A 23159-nucleotide genomic window follows, 5' to 3' on the forward strand; every position below is an offset into this window, starting at 1 on the left:
ACCGTGGCTTGCTGCGGCGCCTGCTGACCCGGGCTCGTCTCGTTCTTCTTGGCCTTCTTGGGCTTGCTTTGGCCGGTGTTGTCGTAGACCCCGGGGATCTGCACCGTGCCGCGGTCCGGATCAATGCGGATGGTGCGCCCGCCGTATTCGAACGTGTACTGCGCCTGAGCGGCGGTGCTCGCCAAAAGGAATGCGGCCGTGGCCAACAGCTTCCTCATTTCCGTCTCCTGAAACAGGTGGTCCCCGCACCGACGCTTACGCGCCGGCTCGCTCGCAAAAAGTGATCTAGATCACTGTCGTTGGTATGAGTCGTCTTCCAGCGGTTCCCGGTTCAATAGCCCCCGAGCCGGTCCAAAGTTTGGCCGTGGCAAGCGACAGGAGGACGCGGCCAGAGCCTGTCCGTCCCGGGAGCCCTCTCTTCTCCACCCTTGTGCGAGCTGTCATTGTGTAGCTCTTCGGATTTGGATTTAGACCAGATGCCCGTCCCCTGGCGAGGCGAATTGAAGGGACTTTCAAGGTGACGATCTCGATGTACGAGGCCTCGGTCGGCCTCTTCGTGCCCTATTTGCGCAACCTGTCCGCGCTGCTCGACAAGGGCGTTGCCTATGCGGATGCCCGCAAATTCAATCCGGCGGTTCTGCTCGGCATGCGCCTTGCGCCGAATATGTACGATCTGGCGCAGCAGGTCGGCGAAGCCTGCCGCCATGCGGTGGTCGCCCCGGCCTTGCTGGCGCAGTGCGAGCCGGTGGCGCTGCCGGCGCTGGAGCACGACATGGCCGGGCTTCAGGCGCGCATCGCAACGTCGATCGAGTTCATCGAAAGCCTGCCCCGCGCGGAGATCGATGCGGCTGCGGAACGGAATGTCTTCTTCAGGCTGAAGAACGGCACCGAGCTGCCCTTCACCGGGCGGACGCTGCTGCTGACGTTCAGCGTCCCGCAGTTCTTCTTTCACGTCACCACGGCCTACGACCTGTTGCGGCACGCCGGCGTCGAGCTGGTGAAGAAGGATTATCTCGGGAGGAAGTAGTTGGCGGGCTTGGTATACACCTCTCCCCGACGGGGAGAGGTGTACGGCGACATCCGGTGAAGCTTTACGCTTCGCCCTTGCGCTCGTATTCGGCGAGCGAGCTTCGGCCGGCGATCTCGCTGCGCAGCTCTTCGAAGCGACGATGTGACTCGTCCTCGCGCTCATCGACGAAGCGCACGGCGGCCTCGCTCGTCATCGGGCCGCTGACCACGGGGGCGGATTGCTCGCCGATGGTCTCGTGGACGTAGAACTGGCCGTCGTCGTCGCGGTGGACCGTCCATTTGAGGCGGATCGCAACCATCGGGCCGGGGCCAACCTTGCTGTAGCCGTCCGCATCGGTGTGCTCCGGCACCAGCGGCTGCTCATCGACCATTGGATGCTCGTCGACTGCATGATGCTCTTCGACCGCATGATGCTCGTCGACGGACGGCTGCTCACCGACGACCACGATCTCGGTCTCCCGGATGGTCTCGGTCTCGCGAACGACGAGGACGGGCTCGGGGTGCTCCAGGATGCTGGCAATGGTCGCAAGCGCGTGGTCCGTCGGGTCGATCTCTGACAAGGGTTCATCCTCCAACTCGACGCGGCCGGCCAGACTGTCCCACTGCCGCCGCGGCTGGTCTCATTACGCGCGCTTGATTAAGGCTGAGTTGGGGCTCGATCTGCACCAAAATGGGACGCTTTCTGGCGGTCCGAAGGCGGGCGCACCCGGCGCCCGCCAGGAATTCGGCTCAGCCCAGCACGTCCTGATTGATCACGTTCTGCCGGATGGGATCGCCGTCCAGGACACTCAGGATGTTGCGCGCGGTCTGCTCGCTCATGCGCTGGACGGACTCGACCGTCACGCCGGCGACATGCGGGGCGATAATGACGTTGGGGAGCGCGAACAGCGCGTTGCTGACCGGCGGCGGCTCCACCTCGAACACGTCGATGCCCGCGCCGGCGAGCTTGCCGGAGACCAGGGCATCGTACAGCGCAGCCTCCTTCACGATCCCGCCGCGCGCGGTGTTGATGAGGTAGGATCTCGGCTTCATCCGGCCGATCCGCGCCGCGTCGAACAGGCCGACCGTTTCGGGCGTCTTCGGGCAGTGGATGGTGACGAAGTCGGCGCTCGGCAGCGCGGCGTCGAGGTCGGTAACGGGCTCGCAGCCCGCCGCCTTGATGTCAGCAATGGGCTTGTAGGGATCGTAGACCTGGACGTTCATTTCGAATGCCAGGCAGCGCTTGGCGGTGCGACTGCCGATGCGGCCGAAGCCGATGATCAGCACGGTCTTGCCGTAGAGATCGAACGGCAGCATGCCGAGCCGGTCGGCCCATTTGCCGTCCTTGACGCAGGCGTGCATCTCCTGCGCGCGCTTGGCCAGCGTCAGCATCATGAACAACGCCGCTTCCGCGACCGAGGGCGAGTTCGCGCTGCCGGCGACCATCAGCGGCACCTTGCGGCGGGAGAGGGCGGGCACATCGACCGCGTCGTAGCCGACGCCGATCCGGGTCACCACCTTCATGTCCCTGGCGGCTTCGAGCTCGGTCTCGCCGAAGGCGGTGGCGCCGAGGGCCACGCCGTGGACGGGGGCATGGCTCTTCAGCAAGGCCTCGAAGTCCTTCGCCGAGATCAGGTTCGCGAACTCGACGAGCTCGATATCGTCCCGCTGGGTGAGGAGGGCGCGTGCCCCTTGCGACAAAGTTTGTGTAACGAAAATCTTCTTCTTGTTGGTCGTCATCGCTCCTCTGCCTGCGTTTCTTGGATCGCGGCGTCACAGCACGACGCCGGTTTCCTCGTTTAGCAGGTGCATGTTGTTGAGGTCCATCGCCAAACGCATGGGAGCCCCGTCCTTGGCGCCGGCATTGGGATTGACGCGGCCGCAGACCGGCGTGCCGTCGAGCCCGAAATAGACCAGCGTCTCCATCCCCATCGGTTCGGTGACGTCGAGCACGGTGTCGAAGGTCTCGACGCCGGGCTCGAGATGGGCGTTCGACTCGGTGAGATGCTCGGGCCGCAGGCCGAGCAGCAGCTTCTCGGTGCGCGGCAGCGCGTTGTAACGCGCGGCGCGGGCCGGCGGCAGCGGGAAGGCGATTCGGTCGGTGAGGCGGATTTGAAGCGTGCCGCCGACATCCTCGAGCCGGCACGGGATGAAGTTCATCGCCGGCGAGCCGATGAAGCCCGCGACGAAGCGCGTCGCCGGCTTGTGGTAGAGCTCGTTCGGCGTGCCGATCTGCTCGATGCGCCCCTTGTTCATCACCACCACGCGATCGGCCAGCGTCATCGCCTCGACCTGGTCGTGGGTGACGTAGACCGTGGTGGTGCGCACCTTCTGGTGCACCTTCTTGATCTCGATCCGCATCTGAACGCGCAGCTTGGCATCGAGATTCGAGAGCGGCTCGTCGAACAGGAACACCTTCGGATTGCGCACGATGGCCCGGCCCATCGCGACGCGCTGGCGCTGGCCGCCGGAGAGCTGCTTCGGCTTGCGGTCGATCAGGTCGGTGATGTCGAGGAGGCGGGCGGCTTCCGTCACCCGGGCCTTGATCTCGGCCTTCGGATAGTGCTTCAGGCGCAGTCCGAACGACATGTTCTCGGCCACCGTCATATGCGGATAGAGCGCGTAGTTCTGGAACACCATCGCGATGTCGCGGTCCTTCGGCGGGACGTCGTTGACGATGTCGCCGCCGATCATGATGTCGCCGTCGCTGATGTCCTCAAGCCCTGCGATCATGCGCAGCGTGGTCGACTTGCCGCAGCCGGACGGGCCGACCAGCACGATGAACTCATGGTCGGCGATGTCGAGGTCGATGCCGCGCACGGCTTCCACATCGTCGTAACGCTTGACTACCTTCCGCAGAGCAACCTCAGCCATGAGTCATCAACCCTTTGTCGCGCCGGCGGTCAGGCCGGCAATGTAATAGTCCATCAGGAACGCGTAGATGATCAGCGGCGGCGCCGCGCCGAGCAGTGCGCCGGTCATGATCTGTCCCCAGTTGAAGACGTCGCCCTTGATCAGCGTGGTGGTGATGCCGACCGGGAGCACGAGCTGATCGACCGATGTGGTGAACACCAGGGGATAGAGGAATTGCGCCCAGGACACCGTGAACGCGAAGATGGTCGCAGCGATCAGCCCGGGCAGCGCGACGGGAATGAATATCCGCGTCAGGGTCTGCAGCCAGGAGGCGCCGTCGATGAGGGCTGCCTCATCGAGCTCCTTCGGGATCGAGGCGAAATAGCCGATCATGATCCAGGTGCAGAACGGCACGGTCAGCGTCGGATAGATGAACAGCAGCACGTACCATCTGTTGAGCAGCGTGATGCCGGTCAGGTCCTGGACCACCGCGAGCATCTTGAACAGCGGAATGAAGAGGAGGCTGTCCGGAATGAGATAGGTGAGGAACACGCCGGTCGCGAGCGTGGTCGAGCCCCAGAACTTCATCCGCGCCAGCGCGAACGCCGCGGGAATGCTGATCAGCATGGTGACCATCACGACCACGATGGAGACGATGGCGGAATTCCAGAAGAAGCGAAGAAACTGGTTGGAGGTCAGAAGGTCGACGTAGTTCGACAGGGTGGGACTGAACACCCACCAAGGATTGGTCGCCGCCGAAATCTCCGCGCTGCTCTTGAGCGAGGTGATCAGCATGTAGATCGGCGGGGTCAGCGAGAAGATCGCGAACAGCACCAGGAAGAAGTAGGACCAGCGGAGCGCCCAGGCGCGATCCCGGCTCATGCTCCGGTACTTGACCTTCCGCGTGGGGCCGCCTTTGTCGATTGCGAGCGTGCTCATCAGGCTTCGTTCCCACGTTTGCTGACGTCGCGCAGGATGAAGATCGCGGCGACTGCGAGGATTGGCACCATGAACAGCGAGACGCACGCCCCGAGCGGAATGTCGCTGCTTTGAATGCCGACCTGGAACGCCCAGGTGGCGAAGATATGCGTGGAATCCAGCGGACCACCCGAGGTCAGGATGCGCACGATGTCGAAATTGGCGAAAGTCACGATCAGCGAGAACAGTGTCGTGATGGCGATGATGTTGCGCATCATCGGCAGCGTGATGTGCCAGATCTTCTGCCACCAATTGGCGCCGTCGATGGCTGCGGCCTCGTAGAGCTGGTCCGGCACCGATTTCAGCGCCGCCAGGTACATGATCATGAAGAATGGTGCGCCATACCAGACGTTGACGAGAATGACCGAGAAGCGCGCCCAGAAGGTGTCGCCAAGCCAGGGGATCGGGCCGATGCCGAAGAAGGACAGCGTGTAGTTGAAGGCGCTGTAGGAGGGGTCGAACAGCCAGAGCCAGGCCAGCGTGCTCATCGCCGGCGGGATGACCCAGGGCACGAGCAGCATGCCGCGCCACTTGCGCTGCCCCTTGGCCGGCAGGTTGTGGACGAAATGAGCGACGATGAAGCCCAGCAGCGCCTTGAAGAACACGGCGGTGATGGCGAAGATGCAGGATTGCCTCACCACCATCCAGAACGTGTCGCGCTTGAACAGGAAAGTGAAATTGGCGTAGCCGACGAATTTCTGCATCGACTTGTTCAGCGTCGCGAGGTGCACGGAATAGAAGGCTGGATAGAGCACCAGCAGCGCGATCAGAATAATCAGCGGAAGCGTCAGAAAGAACGCCACCGTCGACTTCCGCCTCAGCGCATTGTGCAAGCTTGTGCGTTTGCGCGGAGTCGCGGCGCGGACGGAGCGACCCTGCTCAACGACGACATCGGCCATGGTCAAACTTTCTGATGGAAGGTTCAACGGGGAAGCCGGCCGCATCGGTCGGCTTCCCACGACAAGGGATGGAAAGGGCGGAGTCGCCGGCGGCTCACGCGCGAACGCGTGAACCGCAATGAGCACCCGGCATCAGCTCCGCATGAAGCCTTCGCACTCGCCCTCGGCCCAGGCGAGCGCCTGCTCCATCGTCTCGCCGCGCGCATAGCGTAGCGCCAGCTTGGTCAGCGTAGCCTGACTGTAGATCTGCTGTGCAATCTTCGGCGGCGCCGGCGAGGCCGCGATCGACATCGTTTGGCGGCCATGCGGGTCGGGATAGCTGTAGAGCGTGCCCTTCGGCGGCCCTTCCTCGGCCCACGTCTTCAGCTTTGTCATGTTCGCGAAGGCCGGGAGGTCGTAGCCGCCGCTCGCCGCGACGAACTTTTCGATCGAGGACGGTTGCGACAGATGAGTCAGCAGGCTCTTGGCGGCTTCCTTGTTCTTGCCGAAGGCCCAGACGCCCCAGAAATAGGGCAGGAACGGTGCGAAGCGGCCCTTCGGACCGGCCGGCATGCCGTGCGTCCAACATTGTTCGGCGACCTGTGGTGCGTCGCGTTTGGCAACGGCCCACGAGCTCGGCGGATTCAGGATCAGTGCACCGCGGCCCGAGATCAGCCATTTGTTGTTGGAGGCGTCGTCCCAGGAGGCGGCGTCCGCCGGAAGCACCGCGATCAGCTTCTTGTAGAATTCGAGAGCCTGGCGCACGGCGTCGGTCTTCACGGTGATGTCGCCCTTGGCGTTCACGAGCTCGGCGCCGAATGACTGGAAGATCGCGCCGGCGGTATCGACGCTGTCGGTTGTCTCGCCGAGGCCGATCCCGAACGGGAAGCCAGCCTTGTTGCAGGCTTCGGCGGCCTTGAGAAAGACGTCGGTCGTCCAGTTCTCGTCCTTGGGTGTGCTGCCCGCCGGATACATCTCCTGGACGTCGATCCCGGCGTGCTTCTTCATGAGGTCGATGCGCGAGCAGGGGCCCTTGATCTGGCTGCCGACGGTGGCAGGGACGGCAAGCCACTTACCGCCGGCCTGACCGAGATATTTGGTCGTGCCGTTCACCTCGCCGTTTTGCTTGATGATCGGCCCCATGATGTCGGTGACCGGCTCGAGCTGGTCCGCATAGGCATGCGGCCACCAGGTCGGCATCTGCAGAATGTCGTGGCCGGATTTCGCCTGCGCTTCGGCCGCGACGGTCAGTTCGAGCTTCTTGTTGTTGCTGGTGATGTAGTCGATCGAGACCTCGACCTTCTCCTTCGCCGCCCATTCATTGACGAGGTCGGTCGAGGCCTTGTTCGCGCCCGGCACCCAATGGTCCCAGAAGCCGATCGAGAGTTTGCCGGCGGCGTAAGCGCCCCGGACATACGGCGCTGAGATCAGCGCCGCGGAGGACATTGCAGTGGCAGCCACAAATTGACGTCGCGTCAGTGTCTTGCGTGACATCTCGTTTCCTCGCCTGGGTGTTGTTGTTGGAGTTTCCTCTGACAGAGTCTCTTTTGGTTCTGTTCGATTTTCTTGTTGTTGCCGTCGGCTGGCGAGAGCAATTTCAAGCAAGCCGCAGCAAATTGGTAGCGCGATCAGATCATGATTGATCGCATCTGTCGAGAAAGCCGAACAACTCCGCGTCTAAAACTAACGTGGTGTCCGGAAAGGCCGTGACTCACGTGGAGCGCTCGGTTTTTGCGACGCACACTCGCGCGTCGTTCGGTCTGAGACGATCCGTGCGCATTTGCGCCGCAGTTTCGAATAAGCCTGCATAACCGCTTCGCTTGAAAGACTTTTCGGGCGTGGACAGCAATCGGCAGCGTATGGACCTCGCAGCGGCGGAAACGATAGAGTCGCAGCTGGCGGGTGACGCCCACCCGATCAGCCAGTCGGATTGACGATGGAGACGAAAATGATGAACGCGGCGCTGCCAGCGCGGCTTATCCTGCGGCAATGCTTCGCGCTGGGCGCCGTGCTCGCGCTCTTGCTCGGTGGTGCAGAATTGGCCAATGCTCAAGGATTGGTCAAAGGCGTTCAGGAAGGCGCGGCGGCCGGGAACAAGGCGGCGGGTCCGGTTGGTGGCGTGCTCGGCGGCGCGATCGGCGGCGTGGTTGGCGTCTTCACCGGCGTGCTCGGCGTCGGCAACAACAACGGCGGCAATCAGCCGCCGCCCGCCAAGGAGTCCAGCAAGGACGCCAAGCAGCAAGGCGCAGCCAAGGACAAGGACGCCAAGAGCGCCAAGCCGGGCAAGAGCGCCAAAGCCACCAAAGAGGCGAAGAACGCGCCGCAGGACAAGGGTAATAAGGACAACAAGGACGTCACGGTTCTCACCCAGACCGGCGCGCCGCAGCTGACCGCCGAGCAGATCGTCGCCAACAGCGATTCCTACATCGAGCGGATCAAGACGCAACTGAACCTCACGCCGGAACAGGAGAAACACTGGTACGGCTTCTCGAGCGCGATGCACTACCTCGGGCATAATGGTGCAGAGCGGCTCAACCTGCGGGTTGCGCGCGCGAAGCGGGACCCGCCGGACGACATCATCGAGCAGATGCGCAACGAGGCGCAGTTCCTGATTGATCGCGCCGCCGATCAACGCAACGTCGCCGACGCCGCCGAGCCGCTCTATTCGAGCCTGGATGACAAGCAAAAGCAGGTGTTCATTCAGGAGATGGTGCGCCTGAGCCACGAGCGAGGGCTGGATTGATCTCAAATGAATCCGACCGGGCATGCGCGCATGAGCGGTCAGGGCCACGAATTCGTGTATCCACTCCGCAATTCGGCTATGGTTAGCTTCGCGACGCTGACTGCGGGGTTGATATGGCGGACGGACTCTCCGTTTTCCTGGTCGAAGACGAGGCCTTGATCCGGATGATGATGGCGGACATGGTGCAGGAACTCGGCCACCATGTCGTCGCGGAAGCGGACAATGTCCGCGACGCCAGCGCCTTCGCTATGACCGCGCACTACGATCTGGCCATCCTCGACATCAATCTGATGGGCGTTTACGTCGATCCCGTCGCCGACCTGATCGAACGTCGTGGAAAGCCGTTTCTGTTCGCGACGGGCTATGGTCCGGAGCTGCTGCCGTCCTTGCTTCGGCGCCGGCCCATCCTGCGCAAGCCGATCGCCATGGATCAGCTCAAGACGATGATCGATTCGATGTTTCCCAAGTCGTCAGCCACAATTCCAAGCTGATCGATCATGCCGGGCGCAAGGCCGGGGCGTGGTTCAACCGGCTGAGCTGCGGCCGTTCCTCAGCACCGTCGCAATGGTGTGGGCCGTCATGGCCGCGCGATCGGAGGCGCGCTGGGCCGCCAGCCGGTCCCGCGCCTTCTCCTCGATCAAGAGCTCGATCAAGGCAAGCCGCTTGTCTTCGCTATCCGCTTCCCTCAGGAGCCGGTGATAGCGGTGATAGTCGAAACCCAGATCCTGCTTACGCATGTCACGCCCCCGCAACTACGCCACACAGGGCGGGATTGTTTCGTATCGGAAACGCGCAGGCAAGCACGATCCTGCGTGGAACTGCGTCCGGGTTACAATCAGTTGTTAATTACTGGAACCTGTGAGACGGGGGACGCAACATCCCTCAGCTCGCAATCCCTCAGATCGCATTGTGCTCGGCAAACATCGTCAGGCCGACGAAGCTCGCATCAGGCTTGATGACGAGCCGGGTCGGGATGTTGCGCAGATACTCCTGGAAGCGTCCCTTCGCTTCAAAGCGTGCCCGGAACGCCGAGTTTGCGAGGAACTCGCGAAAGCGGGGCACGATTCCGCCCGCGACATAGACTCCGCCGCGGGCGCCGAAGGTCACCGCGAGATTTCCGGCGACCGAGCCGAGGATGGCGCAAAACATCTCCAGCGTCGCGCGGCTAACGGGACAACTGCCCTCCAGCGCGGCCTTGGTGATGGCGGCAGCATCGCGATGCGGCACCTGAGTGCCATCGATCTCGGCCAACGCTTCGTAGAGGTTCTGCAGCCCGGAACCCGAGAGTGCGCCTCGCTCGATCGAGACATGGCCGAGGCGCCGGCGCAAGCAGGCGATCACGCGTTCTTCCCGCTCGTTTTCCGCCGGCAGGGTCGCGTGTCCAGCCTCGGTGACGACGGCCAGCCGCGAACCATGGCGTTCGACCAGGCAGGAGACACCAAAACCGGTGCCGGGACCGACGACCAGCAACGGTTCTCCGGGCAAGCCACCGCCTCCGCCGAGCGGAATCAGGTCGGCTGGCTGCAAGGCGGGCAGGGACCAGGCCACCACTTCAAAGTCGTTCAGCACATGGACGCTGTCGAAGCCGAGCGCGGGCTGTAACTCGTTGCCGTCGATGACCCAGGGACTGTTGGTCATGACGCAGCGGTTGTTGGTGACAGGACCCGCCACGGCCAGCACCGCTCTTTCGGGCTGCTCGCCGCCCGACCGGCGCGCCAGGACGTCCGCGATGGCTTCGCGGACGGTCGGGAAGTCAGCGACCTTCACATAATCGATCGGTCCGGTCTGACCGCTCCGGCTCAGCGCGAAGCGCGCATTGGTGCCGCCGATGTCGGCGAGAAGAATTTGTCCTGCCTTGCCGATGCCCATGGCCCCTGCGGCTTCCGCGGCCTTGCCAGCCCTCGGGAACCTTCGCCTCCGTTCCTGATCCGATCCGCAAGCGCGGACGGACTGAGAATCCTCGCTTGGTTGTTCCTAGTCAACACGGACAAGGCCAAAGCGTTGCATTCCGGAACGACCCCTGGCGGTCAGCGCGGTATCGCCGCATGCGGTCGGTGGTTGCGAAGCCGCGCCGGAAGATCGACATTGGAGGGAGCGGCCGGCGCTTGACGCCAGCCGGATCGAATGGGGACTTGCGATGAAGATTTCCGACCGGGACGTGCTGCTGGTGATCGACGTGCAGAACGACTTCTGTACCGGCGGGGCACTCGCCGTTCCCGGTGGCGAGAAGGTGGTCCCCGCCATCAACCGGATCGCCCAAAAATTCGCGAATGTGGTGCTGACCCAGGACTGGCATCCGAGCGACCACGTCTCGTTCGCGCCGAACCATGCGGGCAAGCAGCCGTTCCAGACCATCGAGCTCGACTACGGCAGGCAGGTGCTATGGCCGACGCATTGCGTGCAAGGCACGGCGGGCGCTGAATTTCATCGCGATCTCGACGTGACGCGGGCGAACCTCGTGGTGCGCAAGGGCTTTCGCCGTGGCATCGATTCCTACTCGGCGCTGTTCGAGAACGACCATCGGACGCCGACCGGACTGCTCGGCTATTTGCGCGAACGCGAGCTGAAGACTGTCTTTCTCGTCGGTCTCGCGCTCGACTTCTGCGTCCGTTTCTCGGCGGAGGACGCGCGCAAGGCGGGGTTGGAGGTGGCCGTCGTCGAGGATGCCTGCCGCGGCATCGATCTCGACGGCTCGGTCGCCGCGACCCATCAGAGTTTTCGGGACCTCGGCATCGCCGTCGTGAGCCTCGAGGCGTTCCTGTGATGATATCGAGATAGCCATGGTGGAAAAGACCGCCCAACAGCCGCGCGGCCCCGGGTATGCCCCTGATGATCCGCGGCTGTGGCCGTTCGCAGCCGCGCAGCTTGCCATGGATGCCTGTTTTTGGTGGCTGGAGCGGGCACCGGCGGAGCAGGTTGACAGCAGCCTGCCATGGACGACACCCAACAGCGTTGCGCTGGAGCTCGCGACAATGCAGCTGCGCGATTGCTCGCGGACCCGGTCCGGCCAGCCGGCGCTGGTCTGCGCCCCCTATGCGCTGCATCGGGCCTTGATCGCCGATTTCGCGCCGGGACACAGCGTGGTGCAATCCCTGCAACAGGGCGGTATCGACCGGGTCTATCTCACCGACTGGCGGTCGGCCACCCCGAGCATGCGCTATCTCTCCATCGACGACTATCTCGGCGATCTCAACGTCGCCATCGACGAGATCGGCGCGCCGGTCGATCTCGTCGGCCTTTGCCAGGGCGGATGGCTGTCGCTGCTCTACGCGGCGCGCTTTCCAGCCAAGGTGCGGCGGCTGGTCCTGGTCGGCGCTCCCGTGGACCTGTCGATCGAGTCCTCGCTATCGCGGCTCACCCGCAACGCGCCCGAGCTGGTCTACGACCAGCTGGTGGCGCGTGGGGGCGGCAACGTCAGCGGCGACGAGATGCTGCGCTTGTGGTCAAAAGCCCCAAGCCGCGAAGATATCGTGGCGGCGTTGCAGAGGGATCTCTCGGACGAGGAGGGCGCGACGCTTCTCGCGCGCTTCGATCGCTGGAATACGGAGACGCTCGATCTTCCGGGCACGTACTATCTCGAGATCGTCAACCGGATCTTCCGGGAGAACCGGATTGCCGGCGGCACATTCGTCGCGCTCGGCCGCGCCATTGACCTGAGGAACGTCAAGATCCCGGTCTTCCTGCTGGCCGGGCTCGACGACGATGTCGTGCCGGCTGCGCAGGCGCTCGCCACCGCCGGACTCCTCGGCACGCCGCCGGCCTTCATCGCTGCGGCTTCCGAGCCGAGCAATCATCTCGGCCTGTTCATGGGCGCGCGCACCCACGCGCATGCATGGCCCCGGATCGCCGAGTGGCTGCGCGACGATCTGTCGGGCGTTCTGGCCCGCAGCGCCTGAGCTCGCCAACAGGGCAGGCGCCCCTGCAAATCCGTTATGCATGACGGCGGATGGCTCGCACGGGACCCGGTCAATGGGCTACATAAGGGGGCGGAGCTGAGGGCTTCGGCAGCGAAGAGAGCTAAGGGTACTGCGCTCGATGACTTTCCACTCGATTTACGCCCACGGATTTGCGCGCGTGGCCGCCTGCGTCACCACCTCCCATGTTGCCGATCCCTCGGCCAACGCCAAGGCCGTCCTGGCGGCGGCCGATGCCTGCCACGAGCAGTCGGTGGCCGTCGCCGTGTTCCCCGAGCTGTGCCTGTCCGGCTATGCGATCGAAGATCTGGTCAAGCAGGATCCGCTGCTCGATGCGGTCGAGCGCGGTCTCGCCGCGATCGTCGAGGCCTCCGCGGAGCTGATGACTGTCCTGATCGTCGGAGCGCCGCTGCGTTTTGGCCATCGCATCTACAATTGTGCGGTCGTCATTCATCGCGGCAACGTCCTCGGCGTGGTGCCGAAATCTTATCTGCCGACCTATCGCGAGTTCTATGAGGGGCGCCATTTCGCATCCGGCGCCGCCATCACCGGCGAGACGATCGCCTTCGGCGGCCTGCACGCCCCGTTCGGCGTCGATCTGTTGTTCGCGGCCGAGGACGTCCCGGGCCTCACCATCGGCGTCGAGATCTGCGAGGACATGTGGATTCCGGTGACGCCGGCCTCGGAGCTGGCGCTCGCAGGCGCCAGCGTGCTGATCAATCTTTCGGGGAGCCCGATCACGATCGGCCGTGCGCGCTCGCGCGCGCTGCTGTGCCAATCGACGTCGGCGCGCTGCCTCGCGGCTTATGTCTATTCCGCCGCCGGGGCAGGGGAATCGACCACGGATCTCGCCTGGGACGGCCAGACCTCGATCTACGAGAACGGCGTGCTGCTGGCGGAAGGCGAGCGGTTTCGCCAGGGCGGCCAGATCACGCTGGCCGATGTCGATCTCGACCTGCTCAGGCAGGAACGCGCGTTGATGGGGACGTTCGACGACAACCGCCGGCAGCGCGAGGGCTTCTACCGAAGGATCACCTTTGCTTTGAAGCCGCCGGCCGCCGACATCGGATTCCTGCGCAAGATCGAGCGATTTCCCTTCGTGCCGAGCGACGAGAGCCTGCTCGAGCAGGATTGCTACGAGGCCTACAACATCCAGGTCGCCGGCCTCGTACAGCGCATGCGCGCGACCGGCACCAAGCGCGTCGTGATCGGCGTCTCCGGCGGCCTCGATTCCACGCACGCGCTGATCGTCGCGGCCAAGGCGGTCGACCTGCTCGGCCTGCCGCGCGAGAACATCCTTGCCTACACCATGCCCGGCTTTGCCACCGGCAGCGAAAGCAAGACCCACGCGCTGGCACTGATGCAGGCGTTGCGCACGAGCTGGCAGGAACTCGACATTCGTACCACCGCAACGCAGATGCTGAAGGACATCGGCCATCCCTTCGGCAAGGGCGAGAAGGTCTACGACGTCACCTTCGAGAACGTTCAGGCCGGCCTGCGCACGGACTACCTGTTCCGGCTCGCCAATCATCACGGCGGCATCGTCATCGGCACGGGAGATCTCTCAGAGCTCGCACTCGGCTGGTGCACCTATGGTGTCGGCGACCAGATGGCGCATTACAACGTCAATTCCGGCGTGCCGAAGACGCTGATCCAGCATCTGATCCGCTGGGTGATCGCATCCAGGCAGTTCAGCGACGACGTCAACCGGACGCTTGGCTCGATCCTGACGGCGGAAATCTCCCCCGAGCTGGTGCCGGTGCAGCCGGGCGAGAAGCCGCAGAGCACCGAAGCGTCCGTCGGGCCTTACGAGCTGCAGGATTTCAACCTGTTCTACACGCTGCGCTTCGGCATGCGGCCGTCCAAGATCGCGTTCATGGCGCTTCATGCGTGGAAGGACGCCGCCAGAGGCGAATGGCCGCCGGCGTTCCCGAACGACCGGCGCAAGGCCTATGATCTGCCGGAGATCCGGCGCTGGCTCGAGGTGTTTCTGCGCCGCTTCTTCGCCTTCAGCCAGTTCAAGCGCTCGGCCATGCCGAATGGGCCGAAGGTCTCGGCCGGCGGCTCGCTGTCGCCGCGCGGCGATTGGCGTGCGCCGTCTGACTCGAGCGCGGCCGCCTGGCTCGAGGATCTCGAACGGAACGTGCCGAACTGATCGGGCAACCGATCGACATGAGGAGTTGATCCGATGTCGGCTGAGGATGGTGCAGAAGCGGGCGACGAGGCCGAGGTCACCAACGGCCTCTACATTTTCGACATCGAAATGCGCGACGGCAAGCGCGGGCAGGCGAGGGGTGTCGTCGTGCTCTGCGACGGTCACATCATGGGCGGCGACAGCTATTTCTACTACACCGGCAGCTACACGTTCCGGAACGGCAAGTGGCGGGGCGACATGACCGTCAATCAGCACAGCGAAGCGGTCGGCAGGACGCTTGCATTCGGCGGCCGAGAGGTCACCTGCGGCTTCTCCGGCGACTATTTTCCCGGCGGTGCGGAAGTCGAGGGCATGGCTCTGGTCGGCAAGACCAGCGTGACGTTCACGGCACGACTGACGCTGAAGAATGCGATGTGAACGCGATCTGATCTGCTCACTCACTCCACGGCTGCGTTCCTCCTCCGGAACCTTCGCCGCCGCTGAACGTTCGCCTCCGTTGTTGCGAATTTTTGAGGAGAGGGATCATGCGCAAGCACTTGATGTTGTCGACTGCGGCTGTTGGATTGATGCTTGCGTCCGGCTTGGCCTACGCCCAGGCGCCGGGCGCAGCGAGGGACGAACCCAAACGGGCCGAGGAACCGGCAAGAGGCGCGGTGCCGCAGCGCGGCGGCGCGGCCCAAAGTGCTCAAGAGCGCGTTCAGGAGCGTGCGCAAGGCGCTCAGGAGAGACTGCAAGGAGCGGGACGCGAGGACAAGGGTAGCGCGGCTAAGCGCGAGGCCAGCGATGACAAGCGCGAGCCGGCCACTTCTGCCGAGCGCGACCAGCCGAAGGCGAAGGATCAGGCACAGGAGTCTCGCGAGCCTTCGCGTGACCGGAACCGCGAGGCGGAGAGCGCCAAACCGGGACGCGACACCGGCAAGAGCAGCGCTGAGACGAAGCAGGACAAGGCCGCGCCGCAGAAATCAGCGGCCGAATCCGAGAAGTCCAAGACCGGCCCGACTGGCCAGCAGAACGAGCGCAACCAGGCTCAGCCGCCGCGCAATGCCGCCGAGCAACAGCCGCCGGCGCAACAGAACAACCGGCCGGCCACCGCAACGGATACGACCAGGACGACTCCGGGCACCAACGCACAGACCGCACCAGCTCAAGCCGGCACGCAGACCAATCAAGCCAATCAGTCGACGCAAACCAACACGCAGGTCAACCAGCAGGCCCAGGTGACGACTGAGAAGCAGGTGCGGATCTCCGAAACGATCAGCCGCACACGCCTCGCGCAGCCGGAGCGCAATCTGAACATCTCGATCCGGATCGGCGAGACGATTCCGCCGCGCGTGCGTCTCCACCGGCTGCCGCCCGAGATCGTCTCGATCGAGCCCGAATATCGGGACTACGAGTATTTCGCAACGGATGACGAGCTGGTCATTGTCGAGCCGCGGACGAATCGCATCGTCAGCCAGGTGCCCCGCGATCCGTCGCGGGCGCGTGCACAAATGGGCGGCAGCGCCTCGTCGAGCATGGCAGCGGCCGGCGGAACACCTTTAAACTGCCAGATCATGCGGCGTGACGCCTCGGGCAATGTCGCCCAAGTGGAACCTACGACGGTCGGCTCGACTGCGCGCACCGATTCCTTGAGCGTAACGGTCCAGATGCCCGACGGCAGCTCGTCCGCGCCGATCGCGCTCGGCGCTCCGGCGGGCAATATCGTGGTCGCGACGCAAGGGCAGGGCGATTGCACGGTGACGATCGAGTCGCAGACGCGCTGACTGCACGACGCTGCAGAAACGACAACGCGCCGCCCGGCAAACAAGCCGGGCGGCGCGATTGCGTTCGATGTAGAAAGCTTCGAGGTCCGGAGTGCCTAGGAGTCCGGACCTCGTCACCTTGCCCCAGCCTTCAATCCCCCGCCCCATGTGGTCCCCCAACCCATGTTGCGCGATCAGAGGGTGATGCCCTTTGAAGTGGCCGCCGATCGATGCCTCGCGATGTACGCGAAGCATCGTTAGGATTCCATTCCGGATCACTACGGACATGAATACCGCTTGCCCTGTGTTCATTCGGCATCGGTGGCGCGATCGCTGCTTCCTGATCCGCCGCATGCGTCCAGCGAGATGTCCACACCCTGTCGATGCTGCGGAAGGCGCATTTCACGGGCCTGTCATTGAACTGGTCTAGCGCTGCCCAGGTCATCGCTGACGGCCAAGGAGCAAGCCATGTCGAAGCCGGTGCTGGGCGCCGCATTGTCCATCAAATCCATCCCCGCGCATCGCGACTGGCTGCTCGAACGGCAGCGCGATCTCGAGATCCAGGATTTTTTCCGCGCCGATCTGCTCGACGGCGACTGGCGAAGCACCGCGGGCGAGATCAAGCAGATGCTCGCCGGTCACACCGGCCGCCTGGGAATCCACGGCCCGTTCTGGGGCTTCAAGATCGACAGCCACGATCCGATGATCCGCCAGGCCGTGTCCAAGCGCCTGCTTCAGGGTCTCGATGCCGCCGAGTTCCTCGGCGCGACGCAGATGGTGATCCACTCGCCGTTCACGACGTGGGACCACAACAATCTCGATCTCTATCCTGAGAACCGCGGCAACATCGTCGAACGCGTCAAGGCGACGCTCGCCGAGGTGATTGCGCGCGCTGAGACAATCGGCTGCGAGATTGTCATCGAGAACATCGAGGACAAGGATCCACGCGACCGCGTGCGCCTCGCCAGGGCGCTCGAAAGCGGCAAGGTCCGCGTCTCGCTCGACACCGGGCACGCCAACTACGCTCACATCTCCACCGGCGCGCCGCCGGTCGACTACTACGTCGAGACCGCGGGGGACATGCTGACGCATGTGCATCTCCAGGACACCGACGGCTTTGCCGACCGGCACTGGGCGCCGGGTGAAGGCAACATCCCGTGGGTTGCCGTATTTCGCGCACTCGGCCGGCTGAATTCGAACCCGCGGCTGATCCTCGAGCTCCGCAACCACGACGACGTCCGCGCCGGCGCAGCCCATCTCGCCGCGCTCGGCCTCGCCGAATAACCGTCATCATAAAGGGCAGGCGCCATCATCATGAGCAAGCTCACCCGTCGTACCATCCTGAAATCCGGCGGCGTTGCCGCAAGCACGCTGCTGCTGCCGCGCTTTGCGATCGCGCAAGGCGACAACCGTCCGTCGGTCACGATCGCCGTGCAGAAGGTCACCAACTCGAACGTGCTCGACGTGCTGCGCGAGCAGTCCAATGTCGGCGAGCGCGTATTCTTCTCGTCGGTCTGGGAAGGCCTGATCTCCAAGAACTGGCGTGGCAGTCTCGAAGCCGTGCCCGGCCTTGCCACCGAATGGCGCCGCATCGACGATCAGACCGTCGAGGTCAAGCTGCGCCAGGGCGTCAAGTTCCACAATGGCGACGAGCTGACGGCGGACGACGTCGTCTTCACCTTCAGCCGCGAACGCATGTTCGGCGAGACCGAGGCCAAGAACCGCTCCACGATTAAAGCTTTCGAGAAGATCCCGACGCCGCGGCCGGGCAAGGAATTGCCGCCGGATGTGCCGGCCGTCGCCCGCCGCATCTGGCCGGACCTCGTGCGCGTCGATGCCGTCGACAAGTACACCGTGCGCTTCTACAACGCGACGCCCGACGTCACCATCGAGGGCCGGCTGTCGCGCTACGGCTCCGACATCATGAACCGCCGCGCCTGGGACGAGTCTGCGAGCTATCTCGACTGGGCGCGCAAGCCGATCACCACCGGCCCCTACAAGGTCGTCGAGCTCAAGCCCGACGTGTCGCTGACGCTCGAAGCCCACGACGAATATTGGGGTGGTCGTCCGCCGCTCAAGCGCATCCGCTTCCTCGAAGTGCCTGAAGTCGCGAGCCGGATCAATGGCCTGCTGTCGGGCGAATACCAGTTCGCCTGCGACATCCCGCCGGACCAGATCGCCGGCATCGAGAAGAACGCCGCATTCGAAGTGCAGGGCGGCACCATCCTCAATCATCGCCTGACCGTGTTCGACAAGAACCACGCCCAGCTCGCCAATCCGCTGGTGAGGCGCGCGTTCACCCATGCGATCGACCGCCAGGCCATCGTCGACAGCCTGTGGGCCGGCCGCACCCGCGTGCCCAAGGGGCTTCAGTGGGAGTTCTACGGCGACATGTTGCCGACTGGAGCGTGCCGGCCTACGATCCCAAGCTCGCGCAGGATCTGCTCAAGCAGGCCAATTACAAGGGCGATCCGATCCCCTATCGCCTGCTCAACAACTATTACACCAACCAGGTCGCGACCGCGCAGATCCTGGTCGAGATGTGGAAGTCCGTCGGCCTCAACGTGCAGATCGAGACCAAGGAGAACTGGTCGCAGATCATGGAGCGTGGACCTGCGCGCGCCGTTCGCGACTGGTCGAACTCGGCCGCCTTCAACGATCCCGTGTCCTCGCTGGTGGCCCAGCACGGGCCGAACGGCCAGCAGCAGCAGATCGGCGAATGGACCAATGTCGAGCTGAACAAGCTCTCGGAGTTCCTGGAAACCTCGACTGACCGCGCCGCGCGCAAGAAGGCGTTCCGCCGCATGCTGGAGATCGCCGAGCGCGAGGACCCCGCCTACACGGTGCTGCACCAGAACGCGACCTTCACGGCCAAGCCGAAATCGATCAAGTGGAAGGCGTCTCCCGCCTTCGCGATGGATTTCCGGGCCGGCAATTTCGAGGCCTAAGGTGGTGCAGCTGGTCAGCATCCGGGACTTGCGCGTCGCCTTCAACGGCGTGCCGGTCCTGCGCGGCGTCGACATTGCCCTGCAGACGGGCGAGGCGCTCGGGCTCGTCGGTGAGTCCGGATCGGGCAAATCGGTGACCTGGCTGGCTGCGCTCGGCCTGTTGCCGCGGCACGCGCAGGTCTCTGGCTCGGTGCGGCTCGATGGCCGTGAGATCCTTGGCGCGCCGGCCTCCGAGCTCGATCGCGTCCGGGGCGGGCGCATCGCCATGATCTTCCAGGATCCGGCGAGCGCGCTCAATCCGGTGCTGACCATCCGCAAGCAGCTGTGCGAAGCGCTGGCGCTGCACCGCGATCTCTCCGGCAGCGCCGTGAAGGCGGAAGCCCGCCGGCTGCTCGAGCTCGTCGGCATTCCCGACGCGGGGCGGCGGCTCGAAGCCTATCCGCACGAATTCTCCGGAGGCCAGGTCCAGCGCGTCATGATTGCGATGGCGCTCGCCGGAAATCCCGATCTGCTGGTCGCGGACGAGCCGACCACGGCGCTCGATGCCACCATCCAGGCGCAGATTTTGGAGCTGCTCTTCACCATCCGTCGCGAGATGCGGATGGCGATGGTGCTGATCAGCCACGACCTCGGTGTCGTCGCCGAGAATTGCGACCGGGTCGCGGTGATGTATGCCGGCCGCATCGTCGAGCAGGCTCCCAGCAACCAGCTCTTCGCCGATCCCGTGCATCCCTATGCGCAGGGTCTGATCGGCGCGCTGCCGCCGCTCGACGGACCGCGGCGGCGCCTCACAGCGATCCCCGGAACGGTGCCTGATCCGGCGCACATGCCGGGCGGCTGCGCCTTCGCGCCGCGCTGCACGCTGGCGGCCGAACCGTGCGGCCTTGGCGCGCCGCCGCTGGCGCCGATCGCGGATGACCGCAGCGTCGCTTGCATCCGCGCCGAGGCCTCGCGCCGCGCGCTGCTCGGGATTGCCGCCGAATGAGCCCGCCGCTCGTCGAGGTCTCCGCGATCTCGCGCAGCTATGCCATGCGCTCCGGAATGTTCGGCCGCAGCACGGCCGTGCATGCGGTCGATGGCGTGTCGCTCACGATTGCCAGGGGCGAGACGCTTGGTCTCGTCGGCGAGTCCGGCTCGGGCAAGTCGACCACGGGGCGCATCGTGCTCGGCCTCGAGCCGCCCGATAGGGGCGAAGTGCGCTTCCAGGGCAAGCCGATGGCCGCGCCGGGAACGGCTGCCTGGCGTGCACAACGCGCCCGCATGCAGATGATCTTCCAGGATCCGCTCGGCGCACTCGACCGCCGCCTGCCGGTCGCCACCCAAATCCGTGAGCCGCTGGACATTCATGATCTCGGAACCCAAGCCGAGCGCGAGGACCGCGTCCGCGAGCTGCTGCGCGCGGTCGAGCTCACGCCGGCCCACGGTGCGCGCTATCCGGGCGCGCTCTCGGGCGGGCAACGCCAGCGCATCGTGCTGGCGCGGGCGCTGGCGACGAAACCCGACTTCCTGGTCTGCGACGAGCCGGTCAGCGCGCTCGACGTCTCGATCCAGGCGCAGGTGGTGAACCTGCTCGCCGATCTCCAGGCGCAACTTTCGCTGACGATGCTGTTCATCAGCCACGATCTGCGCGTCGTCAGGCAGATCAGCAACGTCGTGGCCGTGATGTATCTCGGCCGCATCGTCGAGGTCGGCAGTGCCGACGACCTGTTCGCGCGGCCTGAGCACCCCTACACCCAGGCGCTGGTCTCGGCCTCGCCCGCGCCGGGGCGCCGCAGCGCGGGGCGCATCGTGCTGTCGGGCGATCCGCCGAACCCGGCGGCACGGCCGAGCGGCTGCGCCTTCCACCCCCGCTGCCCGCGCGCCATCGCGCGCTGTACGAGCGAGGTGCCGGCGCTCGCGGCCGTCGGCGGCAACAGGCAGGTCGCCTGCCATCTCGTCACGGGCGCACAGACACGGGACGCGGCGTGATGGGACGCTACTTCGCCATTCGCATCGGGCGCGCCGCGCTCACGATCGTGCTCGTCGTCACCTTTGCCTTCGTTGTTCTGCGACTGTCGGGCGATCCCGCGCTGATGATCCTGGGGCCGGAGGCGCCGCCCGAGGTGCTCGCGGCGTTCCGCAAGGCGTGGGGCCTCGATGATCCCATCTGGTTTCAGTATCTCGACTATTTCAGCGCCATCGCCAAGGGCGAGCTCGGCCGCTCCATGCGCGACGGACGGCCTGCGATCGAGCTCGTGCTGGAGCGTATCCCGGCCACGCTGGCGCTTACCTTGCCGGCCTTCTTCTTTAAGGTCGCGCTCGGCGTTCCCGCCGGGATCTACGCCGCGCTGCATCGTGGCTCGGCGATCGACCGCGCCGTGATGATGACGGCGGTCGCCGGCTTCACGGTGCCGAGCTTCGTGCTCGCGCTGCTGCTGGTGCTCGTCTTTGCCGTGCAGCTCGGTTGGCTGCCGTCGGGCGGGCAGGACAGTTGGCGCCACGCCATCCTGCCGATCGCAACTCTGAGCTTCGGCGGCGCCGCCGTGCTGGCGCGATTCACCCGAAGCGCGATGCTCGAAGTGCTGGGCCAGCCCTATATCCGCACCGCCTCGGCCAAGGGCGTGCCGTGGCGCAAGGTGGTGACGTCGCATGCGCTGCCGAACGCGGCGATCCCGACCGTCACCATTCTTGGCTTCATGGTGGGCACGTTGATCGCGGGCGCGGTCGTGGTCGAGAGCGTGTTCGCCTGGCCGGGAGTAGGGCGCCTGCTGGTCGTCGCCGTCGCCAATCGCGATCTCGCGGTCGTGCAATGCATCCTGCTGCTGGTCGCGATGACCATGGTCACGTCGAACCTGATCGTCGATTTCCTCTACGGCTTCCTCGATCCGCGGCTCCGCACCAAGGGAGCGCACGCATGACCGACGCGACACTCAAGGACACCGCCGTCCGCCGCCGCATCAGGTTGCCGGCAGTTCCGGTCTCTGTCGTGTTGGCGATCGGCTGGATTGTCGCGATGCTGGTGATCGCCGCTCTCGCCGAGAAGATCGCGCCTTACGGCTTCACCCAGCTCGACCTGCGCAATCGCCTCGCCGCACCCGGCAACGCGGCGCACTGGCTCGGCACGGACGAACTCGGCCGCGACGTGCTGTCGCGGCTGCTGGTCTCCATCCGCATCTCGCTGCTGATCGCCTTCGGCGCCACCGCGATCTCGGCGATCGTCGGCACTACGCTGGGCTTCCTGGCCGCGCATTTTCGTGGGGCGGTCGAGCAGCTGGTGCTGATGCTGACCGACTTCCAGGCCAGCATGCCCTTCCTGATCATGGCGCTGGCCGTGCTCGCCTTCTTCGGCAATTCGCTGCCGCTCCTGATCGGCCTGATGGGCCTGTTCGGCTGGGAGCGTTACGCCCGCATCGCGCGGGGCCTCGCCATCTCCGCCAATGCGCAAGGCTATGCGGCCGCGGTCCGCCAGTTAGGGGCGACGCCGTCGCGGATCTATCTCCGCCATATCCTGCCCAACATCGCCTCGACCCTGATCGTCTCGACCACTCTGGTTTTCCCCGAGGTGATCCTGATGGAATCCGGCCTGTCCTTCCTTGGCCTGGGCGTACAGCCGCCGATGACCAGCCTCGGCAACATGGTCGGCTATGGCCGCGAGTACCTGACCCGGGCGCCCTGGATCATGCTGGCGCCGGCGACCACGATCGTGATCACGACGCTGGCCGTCTCGGTCATCGGCGACTGGCTGCGCGACCGGCTCGATCCGACGCTGCAGTAGGGATGCGCCTCGGGGCCATCCGCCGTCATTCCGGGGCGCGCCGAAGGCGCGAACCCGGAATCCATTGTCCGCGGGTGCCGCCGCCCGATGGATTCCGGGTTCGATGCTGCGCATCGCCCCGGAATGACGGAGGGGAAAGCTGGGGGCCAAAACCCCGCGCCGGGAGCAGGGGAGCCCTGTCCGGCC

General features: G+C 65.0%; 21 protein-coding genes and 2 pseudogenes. 14 read left to right on the plus strand and 9 right to left on the minus strand.

All coding sequences use genetic code 11. The annotated features are described in order from the left end of the window. Window positions 1-218, minus strand: a pseudogene (locus AX729_RS36870) (DUF2147 domain-containing protein); the annotation flags it as partial. Window positions 219-529: 311 nt separating this feature from the next. Here AX729_RS36870 and AX729_RS36875 point away from each other — a divergent pair. Next, on the plus strand, window positions 530-1027 hold the full coding sequence (locus tag AX729_RS36875; protein ID WP_061029679.1) for a DUF1993 domain-containing protein: 498 nt from the start codon (window positions 530-532) through the stop codon (window positions 1025-1027). A gap of 64 nt (window positions 1028-1091) precedes the next feature. Here the strand turns inward: AX729_RS36875 and AX729_RS40870 are convergent, their stop codons facing one another. From AX729_RS40870 to AX729_RS36905, 6 genes are all read right to left on the minus strand, one after another. After that, complete coding sequence (locus tag AX729_RS40870) at window positions 1092-1589, minus strand: hypothetical protein (protein WP_061029680.1); 498 nt, start codon at window positions 1587-1589, stop codon at window positions 1092-1094. 169 nt (window positions 1590-1758) lie between these two features. Continuing rightward, window positions 1759-2748, minus strand: coding sequence for a hydroxyacid dehydrogenase (locus AX729_RS36885; RefSeq protein ID WP_061029681.1), 990 nt, complete (start codon window positions 2746-2748; stop codon window positions 1759-1761). 33 nt (window positions 2749-2781) lie between these two features. Then, a complete protein-coding gene (locus tag AX729_RS36890) occupies window positions 2782-3882 on the minus strand; it encodes an ABC transporter ATP-binding protein (RefSeq protein WP_061029682.1) in 1101 nt (366 codons plus the stop codon). Between the two features lie 6 nt (window positions 3883-3888). Then, on the minus strand, window positions 3889-4800 hold the full coding sequence (locus tag AX729_RS36895) for a carbohydrate ABC transporter permease (RefSeq protein ID WP_061029683.1): 912 nt from the start codon (window positions 4798-4800) through the stop codon (window positions 3889-3891). Beyond that, complete coding sequence (locus tag AX729_RS36900) at window positions 4800-5738, minus strand: carbohydrate ABC transporter permease (protein WP_061029685.1); 939 nt, start codon at window positions 5736-5738, stop codon at window positions 4800-4802. Before AX729_RS36900 ends, AX729_RS36895 begins: the two co-directional genes overlap by 1 nt. A 132-nt stretch (window positions 5739-5870) precedes the next feature. Then, window positions 5871-7211, minus strand: coding sequence for an ABC transporter substrate-binding protein (locus AX729_RS36905; protein ID WP_061029686.1), 1341 nt, complete (start codon window positions 7209-7211; stop codon window positions 5871-5873). A gap of 454 nt (window positions 7212-7665) precedes the next feature. On the opposite strand from AX729_RS36905, the gene AX729_RS36910 reads away from it, so the two are divergent. Both AX729_RS36910 and AX729_RS36915 read left to right on the plus strand, forming a co-directional pair. After that, a complete protein-coding gene (locus tag AX729_RS36910) occupies window positions 7666-8460 on the plus strand; it encodes a Spy/CpxP family protein refolding chaperone (protein WP_061029724.1) in 795 nt (264 codons plus the stop codon). A 113-nt stretch (window positions 8461-8573) separates the two neighbouring features. Further along, window positions 8574-8951 carry a response regulator gene (locus tag AX729_RS36915; protein WP_061029688.1) on the plus strand — a complete coding sequence of 126 codons (378 nt, stop codon included), beginning with the start codon at window positions 8574-8576 and terminating at the stop codon, window positions 8949-8951. A 33-nt stretch (window positions 8952-8984) separates the two neighbouring features. On the opposite strand, the gene AX729_RS36920 is transcribed toward AX729_RS36915, so the two are convergent. Together AX729_RS36920 and glk are read right to left on the minus strand one after the other, a co-directional pair. After that, window positions 8985-9197, minus strand: a complete 213-nt coding sequence (locus AX729_RS36920) for a hypothetical protein (protein WP_061029690.1) — start codon at window positions 9195-9197, stop codon at window positions 8985-8987. Window positions 9198-9357: 160 nt separating this feature from the next. Then, window positions 9358-10329 (minus strand): glucokinase, encoded by a 972-nt coding sequence (gene glk / locus AX729_RS36925; protein ID WP_061029692.1) that lies wholly within the window; start codon window positions 10327-10329, stop codon window positions 9358-9360. 268 nt (window positions 10330-10597) lie between these two features. Between glk and pncA the strand changes: the two genes are divergently transcribed. The 11 genes and pseudogenes from pncA to AX729_RS36980 all read left to right on the plus strand — a co-directional run bounded on the left by pncA (window position 10598) and on the right by AX729_RS36980 (window position 22973). Then, a complete protein-coding gene (gene pncA, locus AX729_RS36930) occupies window positions 10598-11224 on the plus strand; it encodes a bifunctional nicotinamidase/pyrazinamidase (RefSeq protein ID WP_061029694.1) in 627 nt (208 codons plus the stop codon). A 16-nt stretch (window positions 11225-11240) separates the two neighbouring features. After that, window positions 11241-12356, plus strand: coding sequence for an alpha/beta fold hydrolase (locus AX729_RS36935; protein WP_061029696.1), 1116 nt, complete (start codon window positions 11241-11243; stop codon window positions 12354-12356). Window positions 12357-12495: 139 nt separating this feature from the next. Next, window positions 12496-14529: an NAD(+) synthase gene (locus tag AX729_RS36940; RefSeq protein WP_061029697.1), complete on the plus strand. Its 2034-nt coding sequence runs from the start codon at window positions 12496-12498 to the stop codon at window positions 14527-14529. A gap of 33 nt (window positions 14530-14562) precedes the next feature. Continuing rightward, entirely contained in the window at window positions 14563-14946 is a 384-nt protein-coding gene (locus AX729_RS36945) for a GrlR family regulatory protein (RefSeq protein ID WP_061029699.1), read from the plus strand. A gap of 107 nt (window positions 14947-15053) precedes the next feature. Then, window positions 15054-16292: a DUF1236 domain-containing protein gene (locus AX729_RS36950; protein WP_061029701.1), complete on the plus strand. Its 1239-nt coding sequence runs from the start codon at window positions 15054-15056 to the stop codon at window positions 16290-16292. A gap of 447 nt (window positions 16293-16739) precedes the next feature. After that, the gene (locus AX729_RS36955) at window positions 16740-17555 is read left to right on the plus strand and encodes a sugar phosphate isomerase/epimerase family protein (protein WP_061029703.1); all 816 of its coding nucleotides are present in this window, start codon (window positions 16740-16742) and stop codon (window positions 17553-17555) included. Window positions 17556-17585: 30 nt separating this feature from the next. Beyond that, a pseudogene (locus tag AX729_RS36960) lies at window positions 17586-19219 on the plus strand (ABC transporter substrate-binding protein). A gap of 1 nt (window position 19220) precedes the next feature. After that, entirely contained in the window at window positions 19221-20204 is a 984-nt protein-coding gene (locus AX729_RS36965) for an ABC transporter ATP-binding protein (RefSeq protein ID WP_061029705.1), read from the plus strand. Beyond that, window positions 20201-21187 (plus strand): ABC transporter ATP-binding protein, encoded by a 987-nt coding sequence (locus AX729_RS36970; protein ID WP_061029706.1) that lies wholly within the window; start codon window positions 20201-20203, stop codon window positions 21185-21187. Before AX729_RS36965 ends, AX729_RS36970 begins: the two co-directional genes overlap by 4 nt. Then, window positions 21187-22116, plus strand: a complete 930-nt coding sequence (locus tag AX729_RS36975) for an ABC transporter permease (protein WP_061029709.1) — start codon at window positions 21187-21189, stop codon at window positions 22114-22116. Before AX729_RS36970 ends, AX729_RS36975 begins: the two co-directional genes overlap by 1 nt. Continuing rightward, window positions 22113-22973 carry an ABC transporter permease gene (locus tag AX729_RS36980; RefSeq protein WP_061029711.1) on the plus strand — a complete coding sequence of 287 codons (861 nt, stop codon included), beginning with the start codon at window positions 22113-22115 and terminating at the stop codon, window positions 22971-22973. The genes AX729_RS36975 and AX729_RS36980 overlap by 4 nt, the downstream gene beginning before the upstream one ends. Window positions 22974-23159: the final 186 nt, after the last annotated feature.

This window comes from Bradyrhizobium sp. CCH5-F6, assembly GCF_001556045.1.
Classification (GTDB): Bacteria; Pseudomonadota; Alphaproteobacteria; order Rhizobiales; family Xanthobacteraceae; genus Bradyrhizobium.